Origin of the sequence: Flammeovirga pacifica, assembly GCF_000807855.2 — a bacterium.
GTDB lineage: Bacteria > Bacteroidota > Bacteroidia > Cytophagales > Flammeovirgaceae > Flammeovirga > Flammeovirga pacifica.
On sequence record NZ_JRYR02000001.1, the window covers coordinates 3203260 to 3229437 of the forward strand.

The 26178-nt window shown below is 31.7% G+C and carries 17 protein-coding genes; 13 read left to right on the forward strand and 4 right to left on the reverse strand.

The window, feature by feature from the left end; all coding sequences use genetic code 11:
• Nucleotides 1–8: 8 nt before the first annotated feature.
• From NH26_RS12515 to NH26_RS12530, 4 genes are all read right to left on the reverse strand, one after another.
• The gene (locus tag NH26_RS12515) at nucleotides 9–5654 is read right to left on the reverse strand and encodes an Ig-like domain-containing protein (RefSeq protein WP_052432251.1); all 5646 of its coding nucleotides are present in this window, start codon (nucleotides 5652–5654) and stop codon (nucleotides 9–11) included.
• 257 nt (nucleotides 5655–5911) lie between these two features.
• A complete protein-coding gene (locus NH26_RS12520; RefSeq protein ID WP_071397160.1) occupies nucleotides 5912–10075 on the reverse strand; it encodes a hybrid sensor histidine kinase/response regulator transcription factor in 4164 nt (1387 codons plus the stop codon).
• 394 nt (nucleotides 10076–10469) lie between these two features.
• Entirely contained in the window at nucleotides 10470–11990 is a 1521-nt protein-coding gene (locus NH26_RS12525; RefSeq protein WP_044227750.1) for a SusD/RagB family nutrient-binding outer membrane lipoprotein, read from the reverse strand.
• A 79-nt stretch (nucleotides 11991–12069) separates the two neighbouring features.
• Nucleotides 12070–15201 carry a SusC/RagA family TonB-linked outer membrane protein gene (locus NH26_RS12530; RefSeq protein WP_084812168.1) on the reverse strand — a complete coding sequence of 1044 codons (3132 nt, stop codon included), beginning with the start codon at nucleotides 15199–15201 and terminating at the stop codon, nucleotides 12070–12072.
• A 309-nt stretch (nucleotides 15202–15510) separates the two neighbouring features.
• Here NH26_RS12530 and NH26_RS12535 point away from each other — a divergent pair, with 309 nt between their 5' ends.
• The 13 genes from NH26_RS12535 to tnpB all read left to right on the forward strand — a co-directional run bounded on the left by NH26_RS12535 (nucleotide 15511) and on the right by tnpB (nucleotide 26023).
• Nucleotides 15511–16641 (forward strand): sensor histidine kinase, encoded by a 1131-nt coding sequence (locus NH26_RS12535; protein ID WP_084812169.1) that lies wholly within the window; start codon nucleotides 15511–15513, stop codon nucleotides 16639–16641.
• Complete coding sequence (locus NH26_RS12540; RefSeq protein ID WP_044227745.1) at nucleotides 16634–17422, forward strand: LytR/AlgR family response regulator transcription factor; 789 nt, start codon at nucleotides 16634–16636, stop codon at nucleotides 17420–17422. Before NH26_RS12535 ends, NH26_RS12540 begins: the two co-directional genes overlap by 8 nt.
• Nucleotides 17423–17796: 374 nt before the next feature.
• On the forward strand, nucleotides 17797–18462 hold the full coding sequence (locus NH26_RS12545) for a hypothetical protein (protein ID WP_139263040.1): 666 nt from the start codon (nucleotides 17797–17799) through the stop codon (nucleotides 18460–18462).
• Nucleotides 18463–18465: 3 nt separating this feature from the next.
• Nucleotides 18466–19008, forward strand: coding sequence for a peroxiredoxin family protein (locus tag NH26_RS12550; protein WP_044227739.1), 543 nt, complete (start codon nucleotides 18466–18468; stop codon nucleotides 19006–19008).
• The gene (locus tag NH26_RS12555) at nucleotides 18983–21094 is read left to right on the forward strand and encodes a peptidase domain-containing ABC transporter (protein ID WP_044227736.1); all 2112 of its coding nucleotides are present in this window, start codon (nucleotides 18983–18985) and stop codon (nucleotides 21092–21094) included. The genes NH26_RS12550 and NH26_RS12555 overlap by 26 nt, the downstream gene beginning before the upstream one ends.
• Before the next feature lie 80 nt (nucleotides 21095–21174).
• Entirely contained in the window at nucleotides 21175–21348 is a 174-nt protein-coding gene (locus NH26_RS25455) for a hypothetical protein (protein WP_158021936.1), read from the forward strand.
• Between the two features lie 19 nt (nucleotides 21349–21367).
• Complete coding sequence (locus tag NH26_RS12560) at nucleotides 21368–21556, forward strand: hypothetical protein (protein WP_044227730.1); 189 nt, start codon at nucleotides 21368–21370, stop codon at nucleotides 21554–21556.
• Between the two features lie 51 nt (nucleotides 21557–21607).
• Complete coding sequence (locus NH26_RS12565; protein ID WP_044227727.1) at nucleotides 21608–22372, forward strand: ABC transporter ATP-binding protein; 765 nt, start codon at nucleotides 21608–21610, stop codon at nucleotides 22370–22372.
• A gap of 1 nt (nucleotide 22373) precedes the next feature.
• Nucleotides 22374–23702, forward strand: a complete 1329-nt coding sequence (locus NH26_RS12570) for an oligosaccharide repeat unit polymerase (protein WP_071397161.1) — start codon at nucleotides 22374–22376, stop codon at nucleotides 23700–23702.
• Between the two features lie 269 nt (nucleotides 23703–23971).
• Nucleotides 23972–24559 (forward strand): hypothetical protein, encoded by a 588-nt coding sequence (locus tag NH26_RS12575; RefSeq protein WP_044229923.1) that lies wholly within the window; start codon nucleotides 23972–23974, stop codon nucleotides 24557–24559.
• A gap of 231 nt (nucleotides 24560–24790) precedes the next feature.
• Complete coding sequence (locus NH26_RS12580) at nucleotides 24791–25330, forward strand: DUF6263 family protein (RefSeq protein WP_044229926.1); 540 nt, start codon at nucleotides 24791–24793, stop codon at nucleotides 25328–25330.
• A gap of 73 nt (nucleotides 25331–25403) precedes the next feature.
• Nucleotides 25404–25682, forward strand: coding sequence for an IS66 family insertion sequence element accessory protein TnpA (gene tnpA / locus NH26_RS12585; RefSeq protein WP_071397162.1), 279 nt, complete (start codon nucleotides 25404–25406; stop codon nucleotides 25680–25682).
• A complete protein-coding gene (tnpB, locus tag NH26_RS12590) occupies nucleotides 25682–26023 on the forward strand; it encodes an IS66 family insertion sequence element accessory protein TnpB (RefSeq protein ID WP_071397163.1) in 342 nt (113 codons plus the stop codon). Before tnpA ends, tnpB begins: the two co-directional genes overlap by 1 nt.
• The last annotated feature ends 155 nt before the right edge of the window (nucleotides 26024–26178 follow it).

The following is a 26178-nucleotide window of genomic DNA, read 5'->3' on the forward strand; positions in this document are numbered from 1 at the left end:
AGTTTTTATTATTTGATCTGTAATTTTAAGTATTCATGTAAGTCACCACCATGAATACTTACAATATATAAGCCCGAAGGTAAATGACCCACTTCCAATTTAAACCCTGGTTGGTATTCAATAATTTCTGAAATCAATACCTTACCATTCATATCTGTTACTTGGAACTCATAACGGCCGTTAGCAACATTCGAAAATTCAACATAATCATCTGTTGGAACAGGGTAAATTGATAAAGCACTTTTAAGCTGATCAGAAGTTGAAAGTACTTCTCCGACTACCTTAACAACCACAGAAGCAGTAAATCCTCCATCATCTGTTGTTACTGTTACTTCAGCAGTTCCGATACTTTTAGCTTCAAGTAACCCTGTATTATCAACTGTTACTACACTGTTATCTGAAGACGACCATGTAAAAACAAGATTCGTCGCATTTGCAGGGGCAATAGCTGCAGATAGTTGGCTACTCATCCCTTCAGATAATTCAATACTAGTCTCTGATAGAGTAATTCCCGTAACGAAGATGACATCTTCTTCTTCTTCCTCCTCTTCCTCTGTTTCTTCGATCGTAATTACTGTTTTATCTGTAGTGTTATCTACTGATGCCGTAATTTCTACTGTACCAATTGCTACAGCTGTTACTAGTCCTTTACTATCTACAGTTGCTATGCTTTCATTTGAAGATATCCACATTACTGTTTCTTCACAATCACCTGTAGATTCTATATTAGCAGTTAAACTTAATGTTTGACCAACGTAGATTTTTTGATCTTGTTCAACTACAGCAACACTAGTAATTTCACATGCTTGAGCCATTTCTGCTCTCATCAAGATAATCTTATCTAAATTCCATTGCCAATCATGTGTACCTGTTGCTTCGATACGTAAAGTATATTCTCCTGCAGTGGTTATATCAATCGAACCGTCCGCTTTTAGTTCTTGGTAATCATCCCAAGATCCATTATTAGTTACAGGAGTTACGATAGATTGTTCGTTCAATGTAATAGTTACTTCTGCATTATCAGATGGTGTAGATATTAAATACTTTACACTATAAACTCCTGGTTCTAAATTGATATCAAATTCTACATAATCTCCTGAATTTACCCAGTTAATACCTACGTCTTCGGCTAAATTCACTCCCAAAGGAACATTACCATCATCAAAAGTTCCTCCTGTTCTATCAAAGTCTTCTGCTTCAATTACAATATCTTCAGGTGCTGCTTTAATAGAAATAGTCGCTGTACCAATAATTGAATTATCTACCATTGAGGTGGCTGAAATAGTTACTTCTTTACCTGCTGTGGCTTCTAACGCTTGTAATAAACCTGTACTGCTAATAGTCGCTACAGTTTCATCACTTGTACTCCAAGTCACGTTATTATTACATACATCTAATGGTAAAACTTCTGCAGAAAGCTGAAGCGTTCCTCCTTCTGCTACCATTCTAATTGCTGGTAAAATCTCTACTGATGTAAGTGCAGATGCTTCTGATACGATTACTTGAGCCGTTTCTTCACCCAATTCTGTCGTTAATTTAACCACAGCTGTACCTACTGATACTCCAACAAGTACTCCACTCTGATCAACAGTAGCAACTGATTCATTATCAATTGACCATACAACTTGATTAGGTTCGCATGCCGTAATTGGAAGTTTAGAGTAATTTAATTCTAAAGATTGACAGTTGGATATACGGTACTCCGACTCTAAACTTACTGAAGTTAACTCTTGACAACCAACATCGCCATCAAACTTCATTTCAAAATGTTCCATGTTCCATTGGTAAGCCGTAGATCCTGAAGCAACTACTCCAATCTCATGTATACCTTCTGATGAAATGCTTACTTTTTCTGTAAGTTGATAAGGTTGGAAATTATCCCATCCATTATTTTCAATGGAAGTACTTCCTTGAAGTTGGCTATCCACATACATTTCTACTTTAGCATCAGCTGCTGCGGTACCTGCATAAAATGTAACTGTGTAATCTCCTGCAGAAGGGAAATAAATTTGATATACTACATAGTTCCCCGTTTTCACTGCATTGATTCCTTTTACTCCAGCTGAAGGTTCATATATTCCTAATTCATCACCAAATTTATCATCAAAGTCTTCTGCTTCTACATAAATTACTTTGCCTACTGAAATTTCTAATGATGCTGTTACATTAGGATCTGTAACAGAAGTTGCTGTAACGGTCACTTTACCTTCCTCACTTCCTGCTACTACAAGACCATTTCCGTCTACAGATACTAAATTATTGCTCGCTGACCATTCTAATTCTGTTGCATTTGCCCATTCTGGTTCAAAGCCTAATACTTTCATAGGTAATGAGCTATTTGGGAATACAGCCGTTCTTTTTGATAAAAGAATAGATGATGGCGCAACTAAAGGAGCTTCATCTTGGCAAGTTATCGTAATGATTTCGGTAACCACCTCATTATTTCCATTAGAGATACCTTTCACCTCTGCAACTCCCGCTTTATTACCTGTAATGATTCCATCTTGAATAGATATTACGTCAGCACCAGAGATAATTTCCCAAGTCAATGATTTATCATAAGCATTTTCTGGAGTAATATTTACCTCAATTGGTATTTGCTCTCCTACTTGAACTGTTCTTAACCATTCTTTTACCTCAATTGACAAAGGTACTATTGGACCTTCAATTGATAGTGCACTTTCACATGTAGAAAGAGATGAATTTCCATCAAGTAAAGTAAGTCTTAAAGTATAATCCGAACCGATGGCCGCTAAATTATCCAAATCTATTGTTGTAGAGATAAATTGTTCTCCATTAGATTTTGTAAGTTCTTCAGAACTACCCAAAACAACTCCACCTTTTAATAATTCTGCTTTTAATGTTCTTCCCGCCAAAGCATTTACTGAAAGATTGAAGGTATAAGAATCTTCACCAACTAAGGCATCAGAATAATCAAAACAATATACTTTTTCATCACCACTTATTACTACAGTTACTTCTGTTTCGGTAGTAAATATCGTTCCTCCATTTTCTGTATCAACAACAGTAGCTTTTACAGTAGATTTCTCTCCGATTTTTAAACCTGAAATTTTACCTGTTACATGATCAACAGTAACCGCTGACTCATTAGAAGAAGACCAAACAACGTCATAATTTGCTGCTTCTTCTGGTAGAACAGTAAGTGTTAAAGGTGTTGTGATAAGAACTTCAGATTCAAATGTATCTCCTTGATCTATCATTACCTCAGTTATTGGTGTTGATTGATATGGAATTGCTTGTACTACAATTGATTTTACAATACCTCCATCATCTGATGTAGCTGTAATTGTTACTTCTCCTGCATCAGCATGTGCTGTAACAACACCAAATTCGTCAACAGAAACACTTGATTCATCTGAAGATGTCCAGCTGATTTTCTTGTTGGTAGCATTTTCAGGTACAAAAGTTACTTCTAAAGCTTTTGATTTTCCATTCATTAAATCAAATGTTCCATCTAATAACGATAAATCATTTAAGGCTATTAGGCTAGAAATATCAGACGAACGAACAGGTGTAGTAGACATATCAAATACTTGTAGAGATACAGTAGTATAGGTCACTTTATTTCCACGAATTTCAATCACTACTTCATTATTTTCTTGAAGATATTCTACAGGAACATCTACTTCCATTGTACCGAACCAAAAATTTCTAGAATCTTTGTATTCACCTCTCCAATCTGTGTCATAATCTAGGTTATTACCATTTACAGTGATATAAGCAGGTACAAGTGCATTTTCAGGGAATTTACCAGAGAATCTTAAAGTTGCTTCGCCTTTTGATGGCACTACAACATTATTAATATTGGTTGTCATTGGTGTACGCCCAGGTACTTCTTTTCTAAATAATAGACCTCCAATAGAAGTAGTTCCTTGATTTAGCGCAAGGCCCATATATTTTTCTTCTACAGACGTTTGGTCTAATTCTAGGTTATTTTCTAAATGATAAACTAAGATCACCGTACCCCCACCTGAAATGGTTAAAGTACCAGGAGCTGTTTTTAACAATGTTTCATCTAAAGCAACTCCACCTGTAGTTCCAATATTCTCATCAAAATACATGTATCTCTTTTCTACTGACTGAACTTTAGTGGCTTTCGTATCAAAAAGATTTAAATCTACTGTTGCTTCATCAAATTGTAAGTTATTGACAATAAGGTAGACTTTATTTTGATCAACATATGCATCTACTTGAATATCTCTATCAGTTGCTTTTGTATCAATACGAGTTCCGTCTACATCTCTCCACAGCTCATACCATTTCACAAAATCTGACCAAACCCACTCACAAGAAGCATCATAAGCAGTACAATTAGGATCTACTCTATCCATTAATACAGAACCATAACGAGTTGTTACATTTCCATTTGCATCTCTAACATCACCCCACTCTGCTTTAACAGGAGCAAAAGGCATAGAATATACTACATGAGATGGTCGTTCAAGGAATTGCATAAACATTCCATTAAACGGTCTAAGGTTTTCCCAAGCTTTTCGTTCCATTTCCTGATCATTAATCCAACCAGAAACAGCACCAAACTCAGATAAAACGATGTCTTTTTTGTAGCCAAATTTTTCAATATCATACCATTCTAACATGTCAAGCATCGCTTCTACATGACCACCAGTACGTACCACGCCTTTACCTGTTTCACCTACAGACCAATCGTATATATGAATACCATAGAAATCCATGTTATCACCACAATTGTCTATAAATCCTTGCCACATCACATCCCACTGATACCAATCATCTGTACGGTTATCATTTACAGTTGAGGCCGTCATTTCTTGAAGGTAGGGCATTAAATCATCAGAAAACCATTTTTCATATTGATTATCTGCTACTCTATTGATACCGTCTTTCCAGTAGAAATCGTGCATACCCCAAGTCATACCACCAATTTTTGGTGCTTTGGCACCCAAACGGTTTTTAACTCCTTCTGCTACTAGATTGTGATATTCCCAAAGTTTTTCTTGACTTGTTGCATAGATCCAGCTTTTACCACCAACCATCATTTCCATATCAGGTTCGTTAATTACTTCCCAATAATCAGGTAGTGGCTCACCTTTATCTCCATTAGATTTGGCAAAGTAAAGGTCTAAATATTCTGTTACCCATTCTGCAGACGTCTCAACTTCTAGAGGTTGCCAACCATGCCAGGTTTTCCCTCTTTCTCCCCAATCTAAAGTGGGATATGTAGGATGAGGGTTGGTTCCCATAATCATGAAACCTTTACCTTCATATTGTTGTGCATTTAATTTGCTTTCATACCAACTTTTTAAACTTTCTGCTTTTGTTTTCATCGCCATAACATCTGGCTTATTAGGTCTGTTAGGATCTTCTGGTGTATCAGAAAATTTCCAACTGGCAGAACCATTATCTCTACCCCAATAGACGTCTAAATCATTAATAAAATAATCTAGTTTATCTTCTTGTCCATCCCAATCTCTATCGGTAGATGCCGAGTGTACTGTGATGTGTCTATCTCTTCCAAAGTCAGAAATACCATCTACGGAATGTACCATATTTAAGTTGACATCAACTTGTACATTCTGAGCAAAAGCTCCTAGTGGTATGAAGAGTAATAAGAGAGGAATAAACCTTACCGGAAAAGTAGTTTTAATCTTCATAAAAATTCATTTCAAATAAATAATTCATTGTTTAGTTATATGAAAAAACTATCATTTTGAATGTAAAAAGTAGCAACTAAGTGAGCTCAAAAAAATAATCATCCAAAAGTATATTTCATCATATCCAAACTTAGAACTTCCCTCTAAGAACTTACCATGGCATTTGATACCAACAGCATAGGTATTTACACTTTTATGGGTTTAATTGGCTAAAAATGAATATTTATAGGGTAACGACACCTGAATTAATAAGATTTTTATTCGTTATACTGTATAGTGTTATTGACATAATCAGAAGGGCTTACACCAAATTTCTCTTTGAATCTTTTTCTAAAAGTAGCTAGATCTGAATAACCTACTTTCCATGTTACTTCAGAGATGTTTGTATTCCCTTGTTTAAATAACTCGGCAGCATGTTTTAACCTTACATTTCTAATAAAAGATAAGGCGGTTTCGCCCGTAAGGGCTTTTAATTTTTTATTTAAATGATTTCTCGACAGTCCGTAATCATTTGCTAATTGATCGACATTAAAATCAGAATTATCCAAGTTTTCTTCTATAATCTTAAGTACTTTTTCAATAAACTGTACATCTGGTTTTTGGGTGGAAATCAAAGATGGATTGATCTTGATTTCTTTATCAAATTTTTCTATTAACCTTTCTCTATTTTTTAATATCGAAAAAACTATTGAAGACAATACATTTTGATCAAAAGGCTTGGATACATAAGCGTCAGCACCTTCCATTAACCCTTCAATTTGATTTTCATTGGTGCTTTTAGCGGTTAACAAAATGATGGGTATATGGTTGACAATATCATCACTTTTAATCTTATGCAGCATATCCAATCCATTCATTTTGGGCATCATTACATCACTAATAATAATATCAGGCTGATGTTGTATACACTTTTGATATCCCTGTTCTCCATCCTCTGCTTCAAGAACATGATACATTTGATCAAATAGAGATACAATCAAAGCTCTCAATTCCTCATTATCTTCCACAATAAGAAGAGAATATTTCTTTTGTTGAAGACTAAAAGTATTTCCCACTCTATTTATGATATCCTCATTGGTATATGTTTCCTCATAAATTTTATCCTGAGGAATAACTTCTCCGACTTCATGGTGTACCATTGGTAGAAATACTTTAAATACTGATCCTTCTCCTTCTTTGCTTTCTACTTCTATTACTCCTTGGTGTAGATCTACTAAGTTTTTGATTAAGCTTAACCCAATGCCGGTACCGTTTCTAAGCATTTTACTTTTATCTGATCTTTGAAAATAGCGCTGAAATAAAAATGGTTTATCACTTTCCTTAATTCCAATACCGTTATCTGTCACCTTTATTAATACCTTTTGATCAATTTCTTCTATTTCCATCAGTACTGTTCCCTTTTTAGAGGTAAACTTCAAAGCATTAGAAATTAAGTTATTCACAATTTTTTCTACACAATCTGGATCAAAAGACATATTCAAAGCTTGGCTTTTTGATTTAAATTGAAGCGTAATTTCTTTATTATCAGCCAATGGCTGGAAACCTTTCACAATGCTTGAAATAAATTCTATGATATTCATCGACTGCATAGAAAGTTGCATCTTATTTTGTTCAAGCTTTCTAAAATCAAGAATTTGATTGACCAACCGAAGCATCAAATCTGCATTTTGTTTGATGATCTTTAAGTGTTTCTTTTTTTCAACTTCAGATAAATCAATACTATTGATTAAACGATCTAAAGGTATCGTGATTAATGTTAGAGGCGTTCTGAACTCATGTGATATGTTGGTAAAAAAGCGCAGTTTAGATTGTGCGGCCTCTTCTGCATTCTTCTTTTCTAAACCTGCGATGAATACTTCTTTCTTTTGCTTTCTAATTCTAGAATATATTCTGTAGATGATTATAAGTAATAAAAAGGTACTTAGTACATAAATTACTATTGCATAATTGCTGAGAAAAGGATGACGTTGAATTGTAATTTTTAATTCCTTGGGTTGATCCGACCAAAAATTATCGCTATTCGCCGCATTGACTTTCAGTATATAATCTCCTGCAGGTAAATTGGTATATTTTGCTTGTTGATTATTATGTCTTGTTGAGGTCCATTTTTTATCAAACCCTTCTAATTTATATTTAAATTTTACCTTATCAGGATAGTTAAATTGAAAAGCTTCAAAGGCGATAGAAAAACTGTTTTGATCATGTCCTAAAATTATTTTTTGAGTATGTTCAATACTATTCTCTAAAATCGTTTTTCCCTCGTATTTTTTATGAGGATAAATGACTTCATTCAATATTTGAAGTTCTGAAAAATATAAATTTGGAGGTACGCTATCTAAATGTATTTGATTTGGATAAAAAGTATTAATTCCATTCACCCCACCAAAAAGAATTTGCCCACTCTTACGTGTATAACTCACTAAATCTTCAAATTCGTTTGCTTGTAAACCGTCAGATGTAGTATAGTTTACGCATTGAGAGGTACTCGGATTAAACTTTGTCAATCCCAAATTGGAGCTTAACCAAAGATTGTGCTCAGCATCTTCTTCAATAGATTTGATAGAATTGTTTGCTAGTCCATGTTCTACAGTAATACTTTTAAAAACAGGTTGTTCAGATGGTTGACAATAAATCAACCCACCTCCCATAGAACCCATCCAAATAGTTCCATCATGAGATTCGAATATCTTTAATATATATTCATTGGGTAACGATTTTTTTGATTTGCCCTCTCTAAAAGTAATCACCTTCGGATGTGTTTTCTCTAGTTCAGTACTCTTAATTAGATTTAATCCCTTATCTGTTCCTACCCACAAATTTTGATGAGAATCTAATAAAATACTCCTAATAATATCTGATGTTAGACTACCATTATTTTTATCAAAGTTTTGAGCTGAAAGTATACTACCATCTTTATCTACCCTTATTCTCCATAAGCCATCATTATAAGTACCTATCCACAAGGTGGAATCATTTTGAACTTCTATATCGAATACAAACCCTAATTTTTTAGCTATTGGAGATTGAGGTAAAAGTTGCATGGTACTTGGATCCAAAGCAATTAAAAAAGTAGGAAAGGTGGTCCCTAACCATATAAGTCTATCCCTTAATGCTGAATGAGGAAAATGTTGCTCTGCAATGGCATATACTCTATTGTTTTCACTTGGATAGTTTTTGATCGATAATTGACCAAAACCATTGTCATAATTGTATTTATTTTCCTTTATCAAATAGTTTAACCCTCCTAGTTCGGTTCCTACCCAAAGATTCTGTTGGCTGTCTTCAAAAATAGCTTTTACATGATCATCATATAATGAATTATTTTCTGTTTGCTGATAATGTTCAAATAAATGATTGGGTTGTTCTATCAAATACACACCTCCACCAGTTGTTGCTACCCATACTTTATCATTGTCTAAAATTATTGAAGTTACCGGATGATAAGACCTGCCACTATTACTAGTTGCTTGATAAAATTTTATCAATTGTAATCCATTTTGAGACAAATGATATGCAAATACTCCCTTTCTATTTCCTAACCAAAGGATTCCATCTTTATAAGCTATTGTATTGGCCGATTGATAATTTAATTCTTTCAGGTAAAGATTATTTTGTTGTCCTTCCAAAGAAGACACAAATTCTCCTGAAGTGATCAACCTCTCATCACAATAATGAAGAGCGGCCACATTACCTTCTATCTTATCAAAATTGATCTGATCTAGAGCTTTATTAGTAGTATTAATTCGAACTAAACTTGAGTTTAGTCCCAACCAAATATGGTTATCTTTTCCTTTAAAAATTGTCTGTACTACAACTTGATGTAATGAGGTATCAATATCCATTAAATTAATAGACGATTGACGTATGATCTTATCATTATTAACATCAAGATCCACTCGAATGAGTTGATCCCAATTGCCTACCCAAATTGTATTCTCATCAATTAGAAAAGAAGATATATCGTTTGTTTTTAGTTGATAGTGTTGATCACTTTTAATAGAATAATTGGTAAAGGTTTCTGTTTTTACATCTAACCTACTTAGCCCTTTCCCAAAAGTTGACACCCAGATATTCCCTAATTGATCCTCAGAGATTTTCCGGATCATATTACTACTAATACTGTTAGCAGAAGAACTTACACGGTATACTTTACTATCTAAACCATTATAACGTACTAATCCGTCTGAAGTGGCTAGCCAAAGAAAACCCTTTGAATCTTTAAATACATCTCTTACATCTAACTGAGAAATATTGGAAACCTTATTGATTTCATACTCCTTTACCTGCTTTATTTTAGCAAAAGATATGGATATGTTGATGCTGATAAGGAGATAAAACCATAGCTTGACGCTTGGCGACAAAGTTAATAATCTAATAACGTTTATTGGTGTTCTGAAGTATTGGTTAAAAGTCCATTTCATTCTATCAAATAGTAAATCAATTCTTGTTATTAAAAAGGTAACCCACTCATTCATCATAGTATTTATAGCTTTTAACTGAAGCTATGTAGAGTGAGGTGATAACAAGAACAATAGATTAAAAAGTACGTAATAAGCACTTTTACAATAAGTGTCAAAATCACATATACAAATACGCTATTTCACTTGATCTGACCATCATTATCAACTAGACAATACCTAAACATAAGAAAATAATTGAATCGTTTGATGAGAAAATGTGTGTTTCCGGCCCTTTTTGCCCTTATTAGCTATAAACAAAAAAAACACAGGCAGGAAGAAAAAATCTTCCTGCTTGTGTCACTAATTGTCCGTTATTATTATTATTCAACTTAAAATTTTCGATAATACTATTCTATTATTTTGTCCACCAGAAATTCTGTGGCATATTTTCAGCAGCTTGCATGTTCTCATAATTTGTTGCTGCTTCAGACGCTGGATATGTGATTTTCCATTGGTAGAAATCATCAAATCCACCATCAGTTCCTTGTGTAGTTTTCTTATAATCTACACCTGGAACAAAGATTGTCCCGAAGAACAAGTCTGAATTTCTTCTTACTTCTGCATAAGCTTCAGGTCCATTACCTACCAAGCCGATCCATTTTTGTTTTAAGATTTCTGCCTTAGGATTAATATCAAAGTTTGCTTTAACAGATGTCCAGAATGCAGGGAAATCTGTTTCAACATCAGAACCTAAACCATAATATTCTAATGATAAGTTAACCCCATCTTTAAAGTATTGTAATTGCATTGCTGCATCTGTAGTATATTCAGCTCTTAAAAAAGCTACTTCCATAGGAGTTGCAATCATTTCTGGAGTATCATAGCTACCTACATTGGTTCTATTAACACCAAAAGATGAATTTAAAGCAGAAATATCTTCTCCTTGCATTAATTGAGGAGCAAACCAATCTTCAGTTTGTACATCTCCATTAGCATCTTCATAAGTATTTGTGAAGTATACAGATAAACGAGGGTCATCGTTCACAGGATCAGTATCTCTTTGGTTCATTGCATTTAACATTGCTTGAGAAGGAAACGCTCCACCCCAATCAAATGAAAATGCATCACCGTTAGAAGCTAATCCCCAAATATCGCCCTCACCTGTAAAAGGAATCAAAGCTATTTCAGCATTTGTTTCGATCAATGGCGCACCTAAAGCTTCTGTAACTTTAGCAGCATCACCAATACGAGAAGCTAATCTTAAACGTAAAGAGTTGGCTAATTTTTGCCACATCAAATGATCGCCACCATACACTAAATCAGCATCACCAAATGAATTACCTGCAGTACCTAATACAGTAACAGCATTATCCAATTTAGCGATCATATCAGCATAGATATCTGCTTGATCATCATATTTAGGCTTTAACATGTCTTGTGTTAAAGTTTCGCCTGCTTCAGCTGCAGCATAACCTTTTCCTGCATTAAAGTAAGGAATATGACCATAGATATCAGTAATACGATGTGCGTTAAATACTTTCCATACATCTAGCATAGCTAGTTTTGCTGGATCAGCATCATCTGCATTTACATCTTTAATTGCTACTTCTAGGTTACCAACAATCTTTACATAAGATTTATTCCAGTACTCACCTACCCACACTGGGCCACTACCTGTAAGCCAAACTCTTGAGTCTCCCCAAGCACCTACATAGTGCATACCAATCTGTCCAGTAGTAAGTGAATTTAAACGAGATGTTTCATGACCTACACCAGATACAGCTAACTGAGCAAAAGTAAATGTTTGCGCAGGAGTTGGCTTAGAAGGGTTGTTAGGGTTAGTATTTAACTCTTCGAAGTTGTCAGTACAAGAGGCAGCTCCAATTAGAACTGATCCTGCAACTAATATATTTTTAAGAGATTTGCTAAATTTCATAATTCTCTAATATTTCTTGTGAATAATTATGTTGAAGTGGTAAGACAGTTAAACTGCCTTACCTTCTCTACAATATTTATTAGAATTTAAGGTTTAAGTTGAAACCGTAGCTAGCTGTTGATGGTAATGCAGCGTACTCAATTCCTAACATACCTCTTGATACAATCGATTCTGGGTCGATACCGTCCATACCATTGTAGAAGAACATTAAGTTTCTACCTACAAAAGATATTGAAGCTTGTTTCACGAATACTTTTTCTGTCCATCTAGTAGGAAGGTTATAACCTAAGCTTACTTCTCTAAGTTTTACATAAGATGCATCCTTAACAAAGTCGTCTGCTACGTTAGCTGTTCCAATTTGACGGTAGTACTCTTGAGTATCCATTAATTGCTCTTGACCGTTAGCGTCCATTACTTTTACACCACCTGCATTTCTTTGCTCAGCAGTTAATTGGTGGTTACCATTTTGGTGTAAAGCGAAGTTAGTGTAAGAGAACATGTCTCCACCTACTTTAGCGTCAACTACAATGTTTAACATTACATTCTTATATGTGAAAGTGTTTGTTAAACCTAACATGTAATCTGGAGTAATGTTACCTAGTGAAAGCATACCGTTACCGTTTTCATCCGTTTCCAACATCACGTTTCCGTCCTCGTCTAATTGAGGTAAACCGTTTGCTCCTCTAGCTAATTTAGCACCTTTGATCTCACCATAAGGCTTTCCAACTTCAGCAAAAATATTTGCTTCACCTCTAGCCGATCTATTTAATAAGATTTGAGTTAAACCTTCTTCTTCATAAAGTTCTTCAAGAACGTTAGTGTTTTTCGTGAAGTTCATACCCAAGTTCCAGTTAAATCCTGAAGCTTTTTTCACTACATCTGCCGTTAATAAGATCTCAACACCTTTGTTTCTCATCGAACCTTGGTTGATTACTACTGAATGAGCACCTGCTGAATAAGGAAGTGAAACCGGAATTACTTGATTACTAGTAACTGCGTTGTAGTAAGTAACATCTAAACCAATTCTATTATTTAAGAATTTTAAGTTAGTACCTAATTCTATAGAAGTTGTTTTCTCTGGTTCGATATTCGGATCTACAAGACCAACAAAGTTGTCATCACCTCTATTATTGATGTTACCAATAGAACCTGCAGGTTGACCGTTAATTACATCTTGAGTAATTACAGAGTAATTTAATGTCTGAGAGTAAGGATTTGGATCAGAACCTACTTGTGCATATGATGCTCTAATTTTACCAAAAGTAAAGATAGACTCATCTACGTTCATTAATTCTGAGAATGCAAATGCACCAGTAATTGAAGGGTAGATATAACCACTCTTATGAGTAGGAAGTGCTGAAGACCAATCGTTTCTCACTGTAGCATCTACAAATAACATATTCTTGTAAGCTACACTCAATTGAGCATAAATTGATTGAACTTCTTTTTCCGTTAAGTTTTCTGTTGTTGAAGTTCCTCCGTCAGCATTGTTAAAGCTGTACCAATCTTTTTCTAATAAAGCGTTAGCAATCGTTTGGTTGTGAACTACTTTTTGCTTCAACAAGTTACCACCTGCCAATACATTAATAGAAAGTTCGTTATCAAAGTCTTTTTTCCAGTTTACTAAGAAGTCTGTATTTTGCTCTTGAACATTAAATACATCTTTAGATAAACGACCTGGAGCGTGATAAACGTTTTCTCCTTTAGGTGCTGTTTTGTATCTATCGTGTTGCCAGATATCAGCAGTATGACGTAATTGAACACTTAAGTTATCAGTGATATCATACTTTACTGACCCCAATGCAATTACTCTATTTTTCTCATCCCAGTTTGGAGAGTGATTGATAGAGAAGTATGGGTTAAATACATAAGGACTAGATGTAAAGTTATAATGCTCTCCATCTCTTAAGTAGTTGTTTTTAAGATCTGAATTACGAATTGATCTTGGCATACCGATGAATGTGAACATTGGGTTCTCCATTGATTCTGCCATTTGAGGTCTGTTATTACCTTTTACATTTACGTAATTCACTTTAGTATCAAAAGTAAATTTATTACTTCTTAAACGACCTCTTAATCCTAAGTTATTTCTTTCGTAAGAACTTGTAGGGATAATACCTTTGTTCTGTAAGTTGGCATAAGACAATCTGAAATCAGCATTTTCCGAACCACCTGAAACTGCAAGTGAGTTTGTCATAGTAGAACCTGTTTGGAAGAAATCATTCACGTTATCAGGCTGTGCTGTGTATGTTGATTGATTACCTGTCCAATCTACATAAGACTGACCGTTCATTTTTGCACCCCAGCTAGATCCTGCATAAGAAGGCTCTCTGATTAAATCTTCTGGTGGTATAGCTCCATCTCTACCTACTCCGTATTCGTTTTGGAATGATGGCATTACTAATGGCTTTTCGAAAGTGAAGTTACCATTGTATTCTACATTAATACCTTTTTGTTTTTTACCAGTTTTAGTAGTAATTACAATTACACCACCACCTGCTCTAGAACCATATAAGGCTGCAGCAGCTGGTCCTTTTAATACAGATAACGTTTCGATATCATCAGCATTTACATCGCCAATACCATCACCATAATCAATACCTCCATCCCAGTACGATCCTTGTGCAGAATAGAAAGATGAGTTATCAATTGGCACACCATCTACAATGTATAGAGGTTGGTTTGAACCAGTTAAAGAGCTATTACCACGAATAACTACTCTTGATGATCCACCTGCACCAGCTGCAGTTTTAGTAATTTGTACACCTGCAACTTTACCAGATAAGTTGTTGATAACATTTGGTTCTTTTGCGATAGCTAAATCGTCTCCTTTTACCTCTTGAACAGAGTACCCTAATGCTTTTGTCTCTCTTTCCATACCGAAAGCAGTGACTACTACTTCTTCTAGTTGTTCTGCATCAACATCTAAAGAGATAGATAAGTTTGATTGGTTTGCTATTACTACTTCTTGAGTAACATAACCAATGTAAGAAAATACTAAAGTAGTATTCTCAGAAACTGATAAACTAAATTTACCATTAAAATCTGTGGTAGTACCCACAGATGTTCCTTTAATAAGAACGTTTACACCAGGTAAACCATCGGACTGACCCGATTCTGTAACTACACCCTCAATAACTCGATCTTGAGCGAGGGCAACATTTGCCATTAAAAGCAAACTTGATAAAAAAGTTAGTAGTCTGAATTTCATATTGAACTGAAGGTTAGATGAACAGACGTGCAGATCAGAGTAATATTTCTTATTTTTGACCTACAAAACGAAGGAAACCCTCCTTCGCAATTTCTTGATATCGTAAATGTATATCAGACACTTAAGAAATTTTAAAAAAATAGATTAACAGTAGTTAACTATTGATATACTGCATTATTTTTAGGACAAACAGCATTCAACCCTATATGAACGTCATAAAAACCTAGATTTAATGCAATAATCTAATTTAATTGTTTATCCTACGTTTAACACCTATTTAGCTAATGTTTAAAAATATTCTGTTAAATAATGGCTACAAATCCTAAACAAACGTTAGACGATAGGCAGGTAAATTATTTCGAAAATCTACCTTTTTCAATGTCTTTAAAATTAAACAAACCGGTCATACACCATAGTACCTTCTGGATCTGCTATTTTATATTAAATGGTTTAAGGTGGGGAAGCTATTACGATGATTACACTTATTCGTTTCAATCGAATTTGATCAACTTTGCGATTCATATACCGCTATCGTATTATCACGCCTACTATTTATTACCAAAGTATATCCCTTCGAAAAAATATCTGATGTATATTTTTCAGCTAAGTTTGGCACTTACTGTAATGATGTATTTAAAGGTATTTCTCACCCAACAGTTTTTACTACCTGTTTGGCCAGAGGCTGGTGCGCAAGCAGAAATTCTTAGTATGAATCATGTTATCGCTATTATTACTGGTGAATTATATGTTCTAGGGATTACTACTTCAATAGCACTAACTAGAAATTGGATTGCTAACCAAAGAAAAACAAGAGAACTTGAAAAACAGAATATGATGACAGAGTTGAGTCTATTAAAAAGTCAGATTCAACCTCACTTCCTATTTAATACTTTAAATAATATCTACTCCCTTACTTTAGATAAAAGTGATGAAGCACCTGATGCAGTCATGAAACTAAGTGAGTTGATGAGCTACATGCTTTATCAAAAAGAAACGCGTGTGAATTTAGACGACGAACTGTATCATATGAAAAACTACCTTGATCTGGAAAAATTAAGGTTCGGTAAAAGATTAGACATACAGTTCAATGTCAATGGAGATCCTACTCAAGTAAGAGTACCTCAATTACTTTTATTGCCATTTATAGAAAACACCTTTAAACATGGGGTAAAAAACAAACTGAATCAGATCAAAATCTCTTTAGACTTGAAGATCTGCGAGGATTTTATCACTTTTGAGGTAGAAAATCCAAGTATTGATAAAGTACAACTACCTTTTACTTTGGCTGAAGTATCTGACAAGAATAATAAGAAAGGTGGTTTTGGCTTATCCAATGCAAAAAGACGACTTGGATTATTATATGATGAGAGGTACACACTTCAAATCGAAGATGGTGAAGATAAATTTAAAGTAACGCTTAAAATTCCAAGAGATGAGTAAGATTAATTGTATGATTGTAGATGATGAACCTTTAGCAATTAAGGTAATTGAAAACTATCTACAACGTCTTGACGAATTTGAAATTATAGCTACTTGCGAAAGTGCTATTGATGCATTTAATGTTTTACAAAACAACTCTATTGATCTCATCTTTTTAGATATCAATATGCCTATGCTTACGGGCATTGATTTTGTAAAGTCCTTAGAAAAGAAACCTGAGATTATCTTAACCACTGCTTATAGAGAATATGCTTTAGAAGGGTTTGAAATATCAGCTTTAGATTATTTATTAAAACCTATTTCTTTCCAACGGTTCCTAAAAGCGGCTAATAAAGCTTCTCAACTTATAAACACAAAAGAAGCAGCTTTAAATGCTCGCAAACCTACTAGTGAGAATGCTACTCCTATCGAGACAACTTCTAGAGTGGCTGTAAAACATAATGATGAACCTCCATTTATCTTTCTAAAAGTAGAAAAGAAAATGGTGAAAATACTTTTAGATGATATTCTATACATGGAAAGTCTGAAAGATTACCTTAGAGTATTCACTAAAGAAAAAGAATTTGTAGTTCATTATACACTAACCAAAATTCTTGAAACACTTCCTGATAACGACTTTATTAGAATACACCGTTCTTATGCTATTTCATTGAATAAAGTCAATGCTATTGAGGGAAATCAAGTAGAACTTAAAAATGGTAAAATGCTTCCTATAGGTAGATTATACCAACAAGTAGTAAAAGATACGATTTATGGTAGAGGAATTATGCCTGGGAGTTAATTAATTGAAGAATTAGGCGTTCCTTTCAACAGAATATTCTGAAACATATAAAACTCTCCGAAAAATGAATTATTGGCATTTTTTCGGAGTCTTTGTTTCTTTACTATTTGTTAACCTTCTATCTGATAATTATTTTAATTAAGCTCAACTTATGATTTAGTAAATTGTTACACTCCTATCTTCAGTATTTAAAATAAACCTACAAATACCATAATATATTAGTATATTTTCATGTTATTGCAACTATTATTATATTTTTTATAAAAATAATGTGTTTTTTTATAAATTAACTATCTGAAAATTGGATTGTAAATTTACATCCTCTAAAATTGATTTTGATTATTAGCTATTAAAACTAGTATTTCTATAAACTAATGAATAAACTATCTCTCAATTTATTATTACATCATAAACTCGCCCTCTTTTTTTTATTAGTGCTTTTTTCATGGGTACTCCAATTTGTATCTAACGAAATGATTATTTCTGATGAAGTTTGGTATACGACTTATGGTGAACAATTATCTTTAGAACAAATTGATGGTATTATTGAATGGAATGCGACCTATTGGTGGTTTTCATATTTAATTACTCCAATAATTCTATTGATTAAAGTTCTTTTAATTACTTTCTCTTTAATTATTGGAGGAATATTGTTTGACATATCTTTGTCATTCTTTAAAACTATTGGGATTGTGTTAATTACTGAGTTTATTTTCCTTATTCCGAGTGCAATACAGCTTACTTGGTTTACATTTTTTGAAAATATTCACTCTTTAAATGACTTAATCTCCTTCACACCTTGGAATGTTTTCTACTATATCAATAAAGAAGATGTATTGGAATGGTTCATTTACCCTTTGAGTTTGATTAATTTTTTTGAAATACTTTTTGTTTCAATTCTAACTTATCTTGTTAGAAGAGTACTTATAGAGAAAACAGAAGATCAAAATAAAGCTTTCAAAATCGTAGCCTATGGCTATGGAAGTGGGTTAGTAACCTGGGTAGTTTTTATTACTTTTCTATCTATTCAATACACATAATATATGAAGAAGAAAAATGTCATCATTTTTACATTTCTTCTCCTGATATCATTTTTTAGTTTCAATATTTTTAAGATCTCTCAACATAAACAAACTATTAAAGAGCAGATTAAGGTATTGCCGGAGTTTTCTTTTTCATCAGTAAAAGAGAATCACAAAAATATATCAAGTAACATTTTCTTTAAGTCAAAAACCGTAATTATTCACTTTAATTCTACTTGTCATTTCTGTCAAGAAGAGGTTCAACTACTTAAAGATCATGAAGAATTGCTAAAATCATTGGATATTAATATAGTTCTTATTTCAGAGGAAGATACAAATATACTTCAAGAATTTCTGAAAGAGAATGAACTATACAACTCCGATTTTCAACTACTTAAATCGAATATTGGAGATTTTTATAAACTATTTGGTACATCACAAGTTCCTACTGCATTTCTTTATAATGCAAATGGGAAACTGATCAAAACGATTACAGGATTAAGCAAATTTGAACTAATTACACAAACTTTTTTAGAGGATGAAAAAGTCAATTCACTTCATTAAAAAAATACATACTGAACAACAAGGAGAAGCTGATTGTGGTGTTGCTTGTCTGCTAAGTATCATTAGATATTATCACGGGTATCCTATTCCTCTTGAAGAATTGAGAGCAATTAGTGGTACGTCTATCTCTGGAACTTCGCTTTTAGGTTTATATGAAGGAGCCAGTAAAATTGGGTTCAAAGCTGTTGGTTGTAAAGCCAGTATTGAGCATTTAAAAAAACATGAGCAGCCTTGCATTTTACACGTTTTGATCAAAAATCAACAACATTATATTATTGTTTATGGATATGATCAAAAAAACGAAACTTTCATTGTTGGTGATCCAGCAAAAGGTGTTTTTGAAATGAATGTAGTTGATTTAGAAAACATCTGGAGTTCAAAAACTTTACTTACACTAGAGGTAACAAAACAGTTTAATACAGATAAAGAAGTTAAACAACAAAGAGCACATTGGTTTTTAGAGGTTTTACAAAAAGACAAAAACTATTTGATTTCAGGAGGTTTTTTAGGTGTTATTGTAGCTGTTTTAGGTTTATCTATGAGTATTTTTTCACAGCGATTAATCGACTTTATTTTACCCTCTAACAATCAACAAAAACTCATTTTATCCATAAGTTTACTATTTATATTGCTATCTCTTAGAGTTTTGTTCACTTATGTGAGGGGAATATTATTATCGAAGCATTCCAAAAAATTCAATGCCAATATTGTACATTCCTTTTTTAGTAAACTGATGTATTTACCTTACTCATTTTTCCAACAAAGAAAAACAGGGGAAATGATTGCTCGATTAAATGATACTCAACGGTTACAAAAAGTAGTCACTCACTTTATGACGAATATTTCAATTGATGTTTTATTGGTAAGTATTTCACTTATTTATCTTTGTTTTTTCAACGTTTGGATAGGGAGTTTGGTACTCTTTTTCATTCCAATATATATTTTAATTGCTTTTAAGTACAATGCTAAGATCATCCAACAACAAAAAGAAGTAATGGAATTGTATGCACATACCGAAAGTCAATATATAAGTACAGTGCAAGGAATTAAAACAATTAAAATTAATCAGAAAGAAACATTCTTTACTAATAATACCCGACAGGTGTATCATCAATTTCAAAATAAAATCTTTGACTTTTCTAAACTTCAGTTACGAGTAAGTGGTTGGATGGAAAGTTGGAACACCATTTTTTCGATTACTCTAATTAGTATAGGAGCTTTTATTGTCTTCAAAGAAAAATTAACTACTGGCGAATTGATGGCAATATTAACGATTGCGATGAATATAACTCCTTCTGTTATCCGCATTTCGCTTTCCAATATTGATTGGAATGAGGCGAAAGTTGCTTTTGATAGAATGTATGAATTTATTCAAGTAGATAAAGAAAAAAGTAAAGGGTCAAAAAATCTAACTGAGATTGAAAAAATCCAATTCCATCAACTTGGATATAGATATCCTGGCAGAAAAGAATTATTACAAGAAATTAATATAGAAATAAAGAAAGGAGAGACTATTGGAATTATTGGTAATAGTGGTTCAGGTAAAACTACATTACTTCATCTTCTTCAAAAGTTTTATGCTCCAACAAGTGGACAAATTCAAGTGAATGGTTATAGTTTAAATGATATCACAACAGATAACTGGAGAAGTTTTTTGTCAACTGTAGATCAGGATATTCAACTATTCTCTGGATCTGTTTTAGAAAATATCACACTCAGTCATGATCCCAAGGATTTCGAAAAGGCTGTTCAGTTTTGTCATGAGTCTGGATTTCATTCTTTAATTATGCATCTCCCTCAAAACTACATGACGATAGTGGGTGAAAATGGTTTGAATTTATCTGGTGGTCAAAAGCAACTAGTTGCTTTAATTAGAGCATTGTTTAAAAATCCTCAAATCCTATTATTAGATGAATTTACCTCTGCAATGGATAAAGATTTAGAAAAAGAAGTGATCAAAATATTAGATAAAAACGCCAATGATAGAATCACAATTCTTATCTCACACTTTGATAATCTAAGTAATATAGTGGACAAGGTGTATAAAATTGAAAATCAAAGCATGCAACATTTAGCATGTGTTTAAAATATTATTACGCGTACATAATAAGTGGAAACCGAAAAGCTTTAAAAGAGTAGGTAATTCAAAAACAAACTTAATAAGAAATGGAAAGTTTAAATTTAGATCAGATGGAGGAAATCCAAGGTGGTTGGGTTGATACAGCTGCTGGTGCTGCATGTGGCTTAGCACTAGGCGGTGTTTTTGCAGGAGGTTTTGGTTTTGCTGTAACGGCAATGATGTTCGGTCCTTCTTGTATTGGTTTAGTTATCGCAATGTAAAACTTTTTAATAAAAAATTATGAAAGAATTAACAAATCAAGAAATGTTAGATTTTAAAGGAGGCAGTTTTGCTTCTGGATTTTGTGCAGGTGCTGGAGCTATTGGAGTTGCAGCATATTGGGCAGGTTGGGTAACAGGTGGGGCTGCTTGGGTTACAGGTGGTGTTATTGTTACTGGTTGTGGTGCGTACAGTCTAGCTACAATGTAAATGTGCATGTGGTATTATGCTTAGCATAATACCACTATTAATAAAAACACAATGATTGATATAAAACAAATTAGTAAAGTCATAAATAAAAAAAGTATCCTAAATAACATATCAAATACTTTTAGTCATGGTGAGTGTTGGGGAATAATAGGTGAGAATGGTGCTGGCAAAAGTACTTTACTTAATATTATTTCGGGTATTGATAATGAACATACAGGGAATATTTATTATGATAATTATAATTATAAATCATCTAGCTTAGACTTAAGTTCTAATATTGGTTGTTTACTTGATGAAAGTATACTTATCCAAAATTTAACTTGCAAAGGATATATACATTTTTATGGTTATTTGAAAAATCTAAACAAAAAAGTAATCGATTTTAGACTTAATAGATTATCTACATATTTTGGTATAGAAGATAAATTAAATGAAAAAATTGATTTGCTTTCCTTAGGGATGAAAAAAAAACTTGAAATTTGTACTGTTTTACTACACGATCCTAAAGTTATAATCCTTGATGAACCATTTAATGGTTTGGATATTTATTCAGCTAAATTACTAGTTGACCTTTGTAAATTTTTACTTTCAAAAAATAAAATAATAATAATTTCATCTCATGATTTAGAATATATTAGAGAAATCTCATCACATCTATTAATCTTAAATAAAGGTCAGGCTTTGTTTAAAGGAATATCTAGTGAGATATTTAAAGATGAAAAAAGAAGTATTAATAGTTTATTAGATTATTTAAATGATAAAAATTTAAAAACAAATGATAATACAATTGATCTTGAATTAATAAATTGGATTTAATATGAATACTGTAGAATTGATTAAACTTTTTTCAAAACAAAATATCATAACTAACAAATTAGAAAGTAAAATTTTCAACCTAATAATAACTTTTTTCATTATTTTTTCTGCTTTTACTTTTGGTATTTCATATGATATTATTTTTCAAAATAAAAATGATATAGCAATATCATTCATACATATTAGTGGTTTATTATCTTCGGTTTCCCTAATGATTAAAGACTTTTTTCCAACATATAGAAATGTGATTTTTATAAATTCAAGTAGGTATAATTTAAAAAAAATAAATCTTTTTAAATTAATTTTGATAAATGAACTATTCAATTTACCATTAATATTATACTTTATATTTTTAACGACATTTATATTATTCTCAAATTACATTAGTACAAATGATTTTTTGATAATTATTTCATATGGAATAGTCATATTTTATTTAAATATTTATATTAGAATATTTATTGAATTAAAGAATAAATTATTATTTATGATAAATTTAATTTCAATATTAATAACATCTATTTTATTTATATATTTTAAAATATATTACATATCAATTGTTTCATTATTCATTTTAAATTTCTTGTTATATATTTCTATATATAAAGAAAATAGCATTAAATATAAAAAGAAATATAAAATAAAATTACCCATATTTAAAGATTCCATTTATTTTATATTAATTAAAGATAAACATAGTCTAATAAATATTATTACAGCTTTAGCAGGTAAAATAGTAATGATAATTGCTATATTATCACCGTTAAAAAAAATATTTTTAGGTATTGATTATTGGGGTTTAATTATTTTTTCTCCTGCCATGTATTTCACTTATTATTTGAATAATTTTTTTGGTTATAACAAAACATTATTGCTAAATATTATTCAATCAAGAGAAAAATTTAAATTAATAAATAAACTATTTTTAAAAAATACTTTTATATTATATACGATAGATTTTTTTATATTAATTATTGTAGTCACATATATAGAATTAAATAATATTGATTTGTTATTAAAAACTCAAGAAATTTTATTCTATTTTTTACTTTCTGCAATAATATTACCACAAATTGGACTTTTTATTTCTTATAAATTCCCTATAAAAATTGAAAAATCATTAACAAATAAATCAAATACTAGCATAATTGGGGTTATTATTACTATGTCAACAGTATCAATAATACTTTTATTTGTATTATTAATTAAATCTATATTTATCATTTTGTTTTTATTTATGTTAATTTTTTCATTCATTTTATATAAAAAAAACAAAAATATCATTTCATCAAATTGTAATAATATTTTATTTAAATTAAAAAATACATAGTAAGAAGAAACCAAAAAGCTTTAAAAGAGTAGGTAATTCAAAAACAAACTTTATAAAAAATGGAAAGTTTAAATTTAGATCAGATGGAGGAAATCCAAGGTGGAATACAATCAGCTCTAGGTTGTGGAAATTGGTTTGGTTGTATTAGGGTCAGGAGGAGCTAATTTATTAGCTTTTGTTGAAGGTGTAGTTCTAATTTCAGAATTCTGTTAATAAAAAAACTACCTTTATTCCTTGTTTTGGAATAAAGGTAGGGTAAAACATAAGACATGAAATACTCAACAATTAAAAGTAATTATATTTTAGATCTTGTATATTCAATATTTATAGCTGTAATTACTTTTTTTATCATTTTTAATTCTAAAAATATTGAATATAAAAATCAGATATTAATTTATTTAATTGAATATTCAATGTATTTATTATGGCTTAAATCATTAACAGAAAATTTCAAAATCAATATTCTTATTAAGAAGAAAAATATTGATTTTATATACTTAATCAATGATTTTTCAAAAATAAAAATTATTATACTTACAATTACTTTTTGTATATTTCACTTCATAACACCTGAAAAAATTAATTTTATTCAACTTAAAATTATAGTTATTAAAACATATTTTTATACTTCTAATTTAATTTTATTTTATTTATCTAAAAAAACTAAAAACTATACATTAATGGGAATATCTTTTGTTCCAATGTTAATAATATATTTTATAAATATAGATTCAAATAATGATAATGACCATTTGTTTTTTATAACATTTAGCATTATTAGTAATATTTTATCTTATAAAATATTTAACAATTTGCCCAATAAAAATACTTTTGATTTTGACATTAATTTAAATTAAAGTTATCACATCAAAATCAATGATTTTAAATTTATTAATATACTTTTCACAAAAAACATGCATTCATTTATCTCATTGTACACAATGAGATAACAATTAGCAATCTTAATATTCTAAGCACTATTATCATGGCTATATTATATACTGATACTAAAAATAAAAAATATTTTTTTCTATTTTTAATATGAATGTTATTGCTTGCAATAGATCAAATTTTGAAATCAACAAATCATGAAACAACTATTATTATTCTTCATTCTATTAAGCCCCATCTCTCTATGGGCACAAACTTCTTTAAAACTTCAACTTAAAGAAGGCGAGACGTATTATCAAAATTCGTCAAATACTACTAATATCGAGCAACAGATGCAGGGACAAACCATGAAAATTGGAATGGACAATATTAGTAGAACTGCATACTTTGTAGAGAAAATAGCCGATGGTAATTATCAATGTAAAGTTACTTTTGAAAGTCTTGAAATTGGTATTGAAATGGGACCTCAAATTCAAACATTCACTTCTAATTCTGGAGAAGATCCTTTTTCTAAAATCTTGAATGCACTCACCAAGCAATCATTTTCTATGATTCTTTCTCCTTTAGGTAAAGTAGTTGCTATTAGTGGTATGGAAGAATTGTGGAATAACGTCGAAAAAGCCACTCAAGATATACCAGCATTTCAAAAAGGACAAATTTTAAATCAGTTAAAACAGTCTTATAGTAATGATCAACTGATTTCCAACACCGAATTGGTTTTCAGTATCTACTCGTAAGCAGTCGGGCAACTCCATCTATCATCCTATAATCCCACGCATTAATTTTACGACATAATCAAACACAACAATTATGTCAAGAAAAGAAGAAATGTACGCTCATCTAGAAGCATGGAAAGAAAGTGGATTAACTCAAAAAGGTTATTGCGCACTTCATTCAATAAAAGCACCTACTTTCAGTTATTGGGTAACCAAGACTTGTGGTAAAAAAAACGTTGACTCACCTGCTCAATTTATTCCTATCTCTCCAACTAACCCTGTTGAGCAAAAAATAACAGTTGAATACCCTAACGGAGTAAAAGTTCATTTATCAAACACTGAACTTCTTAAAGAAGCGATTCATTTATTCTAATGTTATCCTTACGAAATACAGACCATATTTACCTTTACAGTGAGTTTACGGATATGCGTAAAGGATTTAACGGTTTAAGTACTATCGTTATTTCTTTGATGGAGATGAATGTAGTGAGTGGTGACATTTATGTTTTCATCAATAGAAGTAAAGATAAAATCAAACTGTTACGTTTCGAAAGAGGTGGCTTTTCTCTCTATTATAAGCGATTAGAAAGAGGTCGATTTGAACTTCCAGTAGGTTTTGGAAAGTGTGACAGTATTCATTTAACCTCTGCTCAAATTATGATGTTAATAGAAGGCATTTCTTTAGAAAAAAGAAATCAAAAAGTGCGTTTCTAGTATCATTATTGCTATAAATAAGAGGTGAGTAAAGATGAGAAAATAGCATCACTGAAACAAACAAACACTTCTTTAAGTGAAGAAAACACACAATTAAAAGCACAGGTGGCCATGTTTCAGAATATGCTTTTCGGGGCTAAATCCGAGAAGCGTAA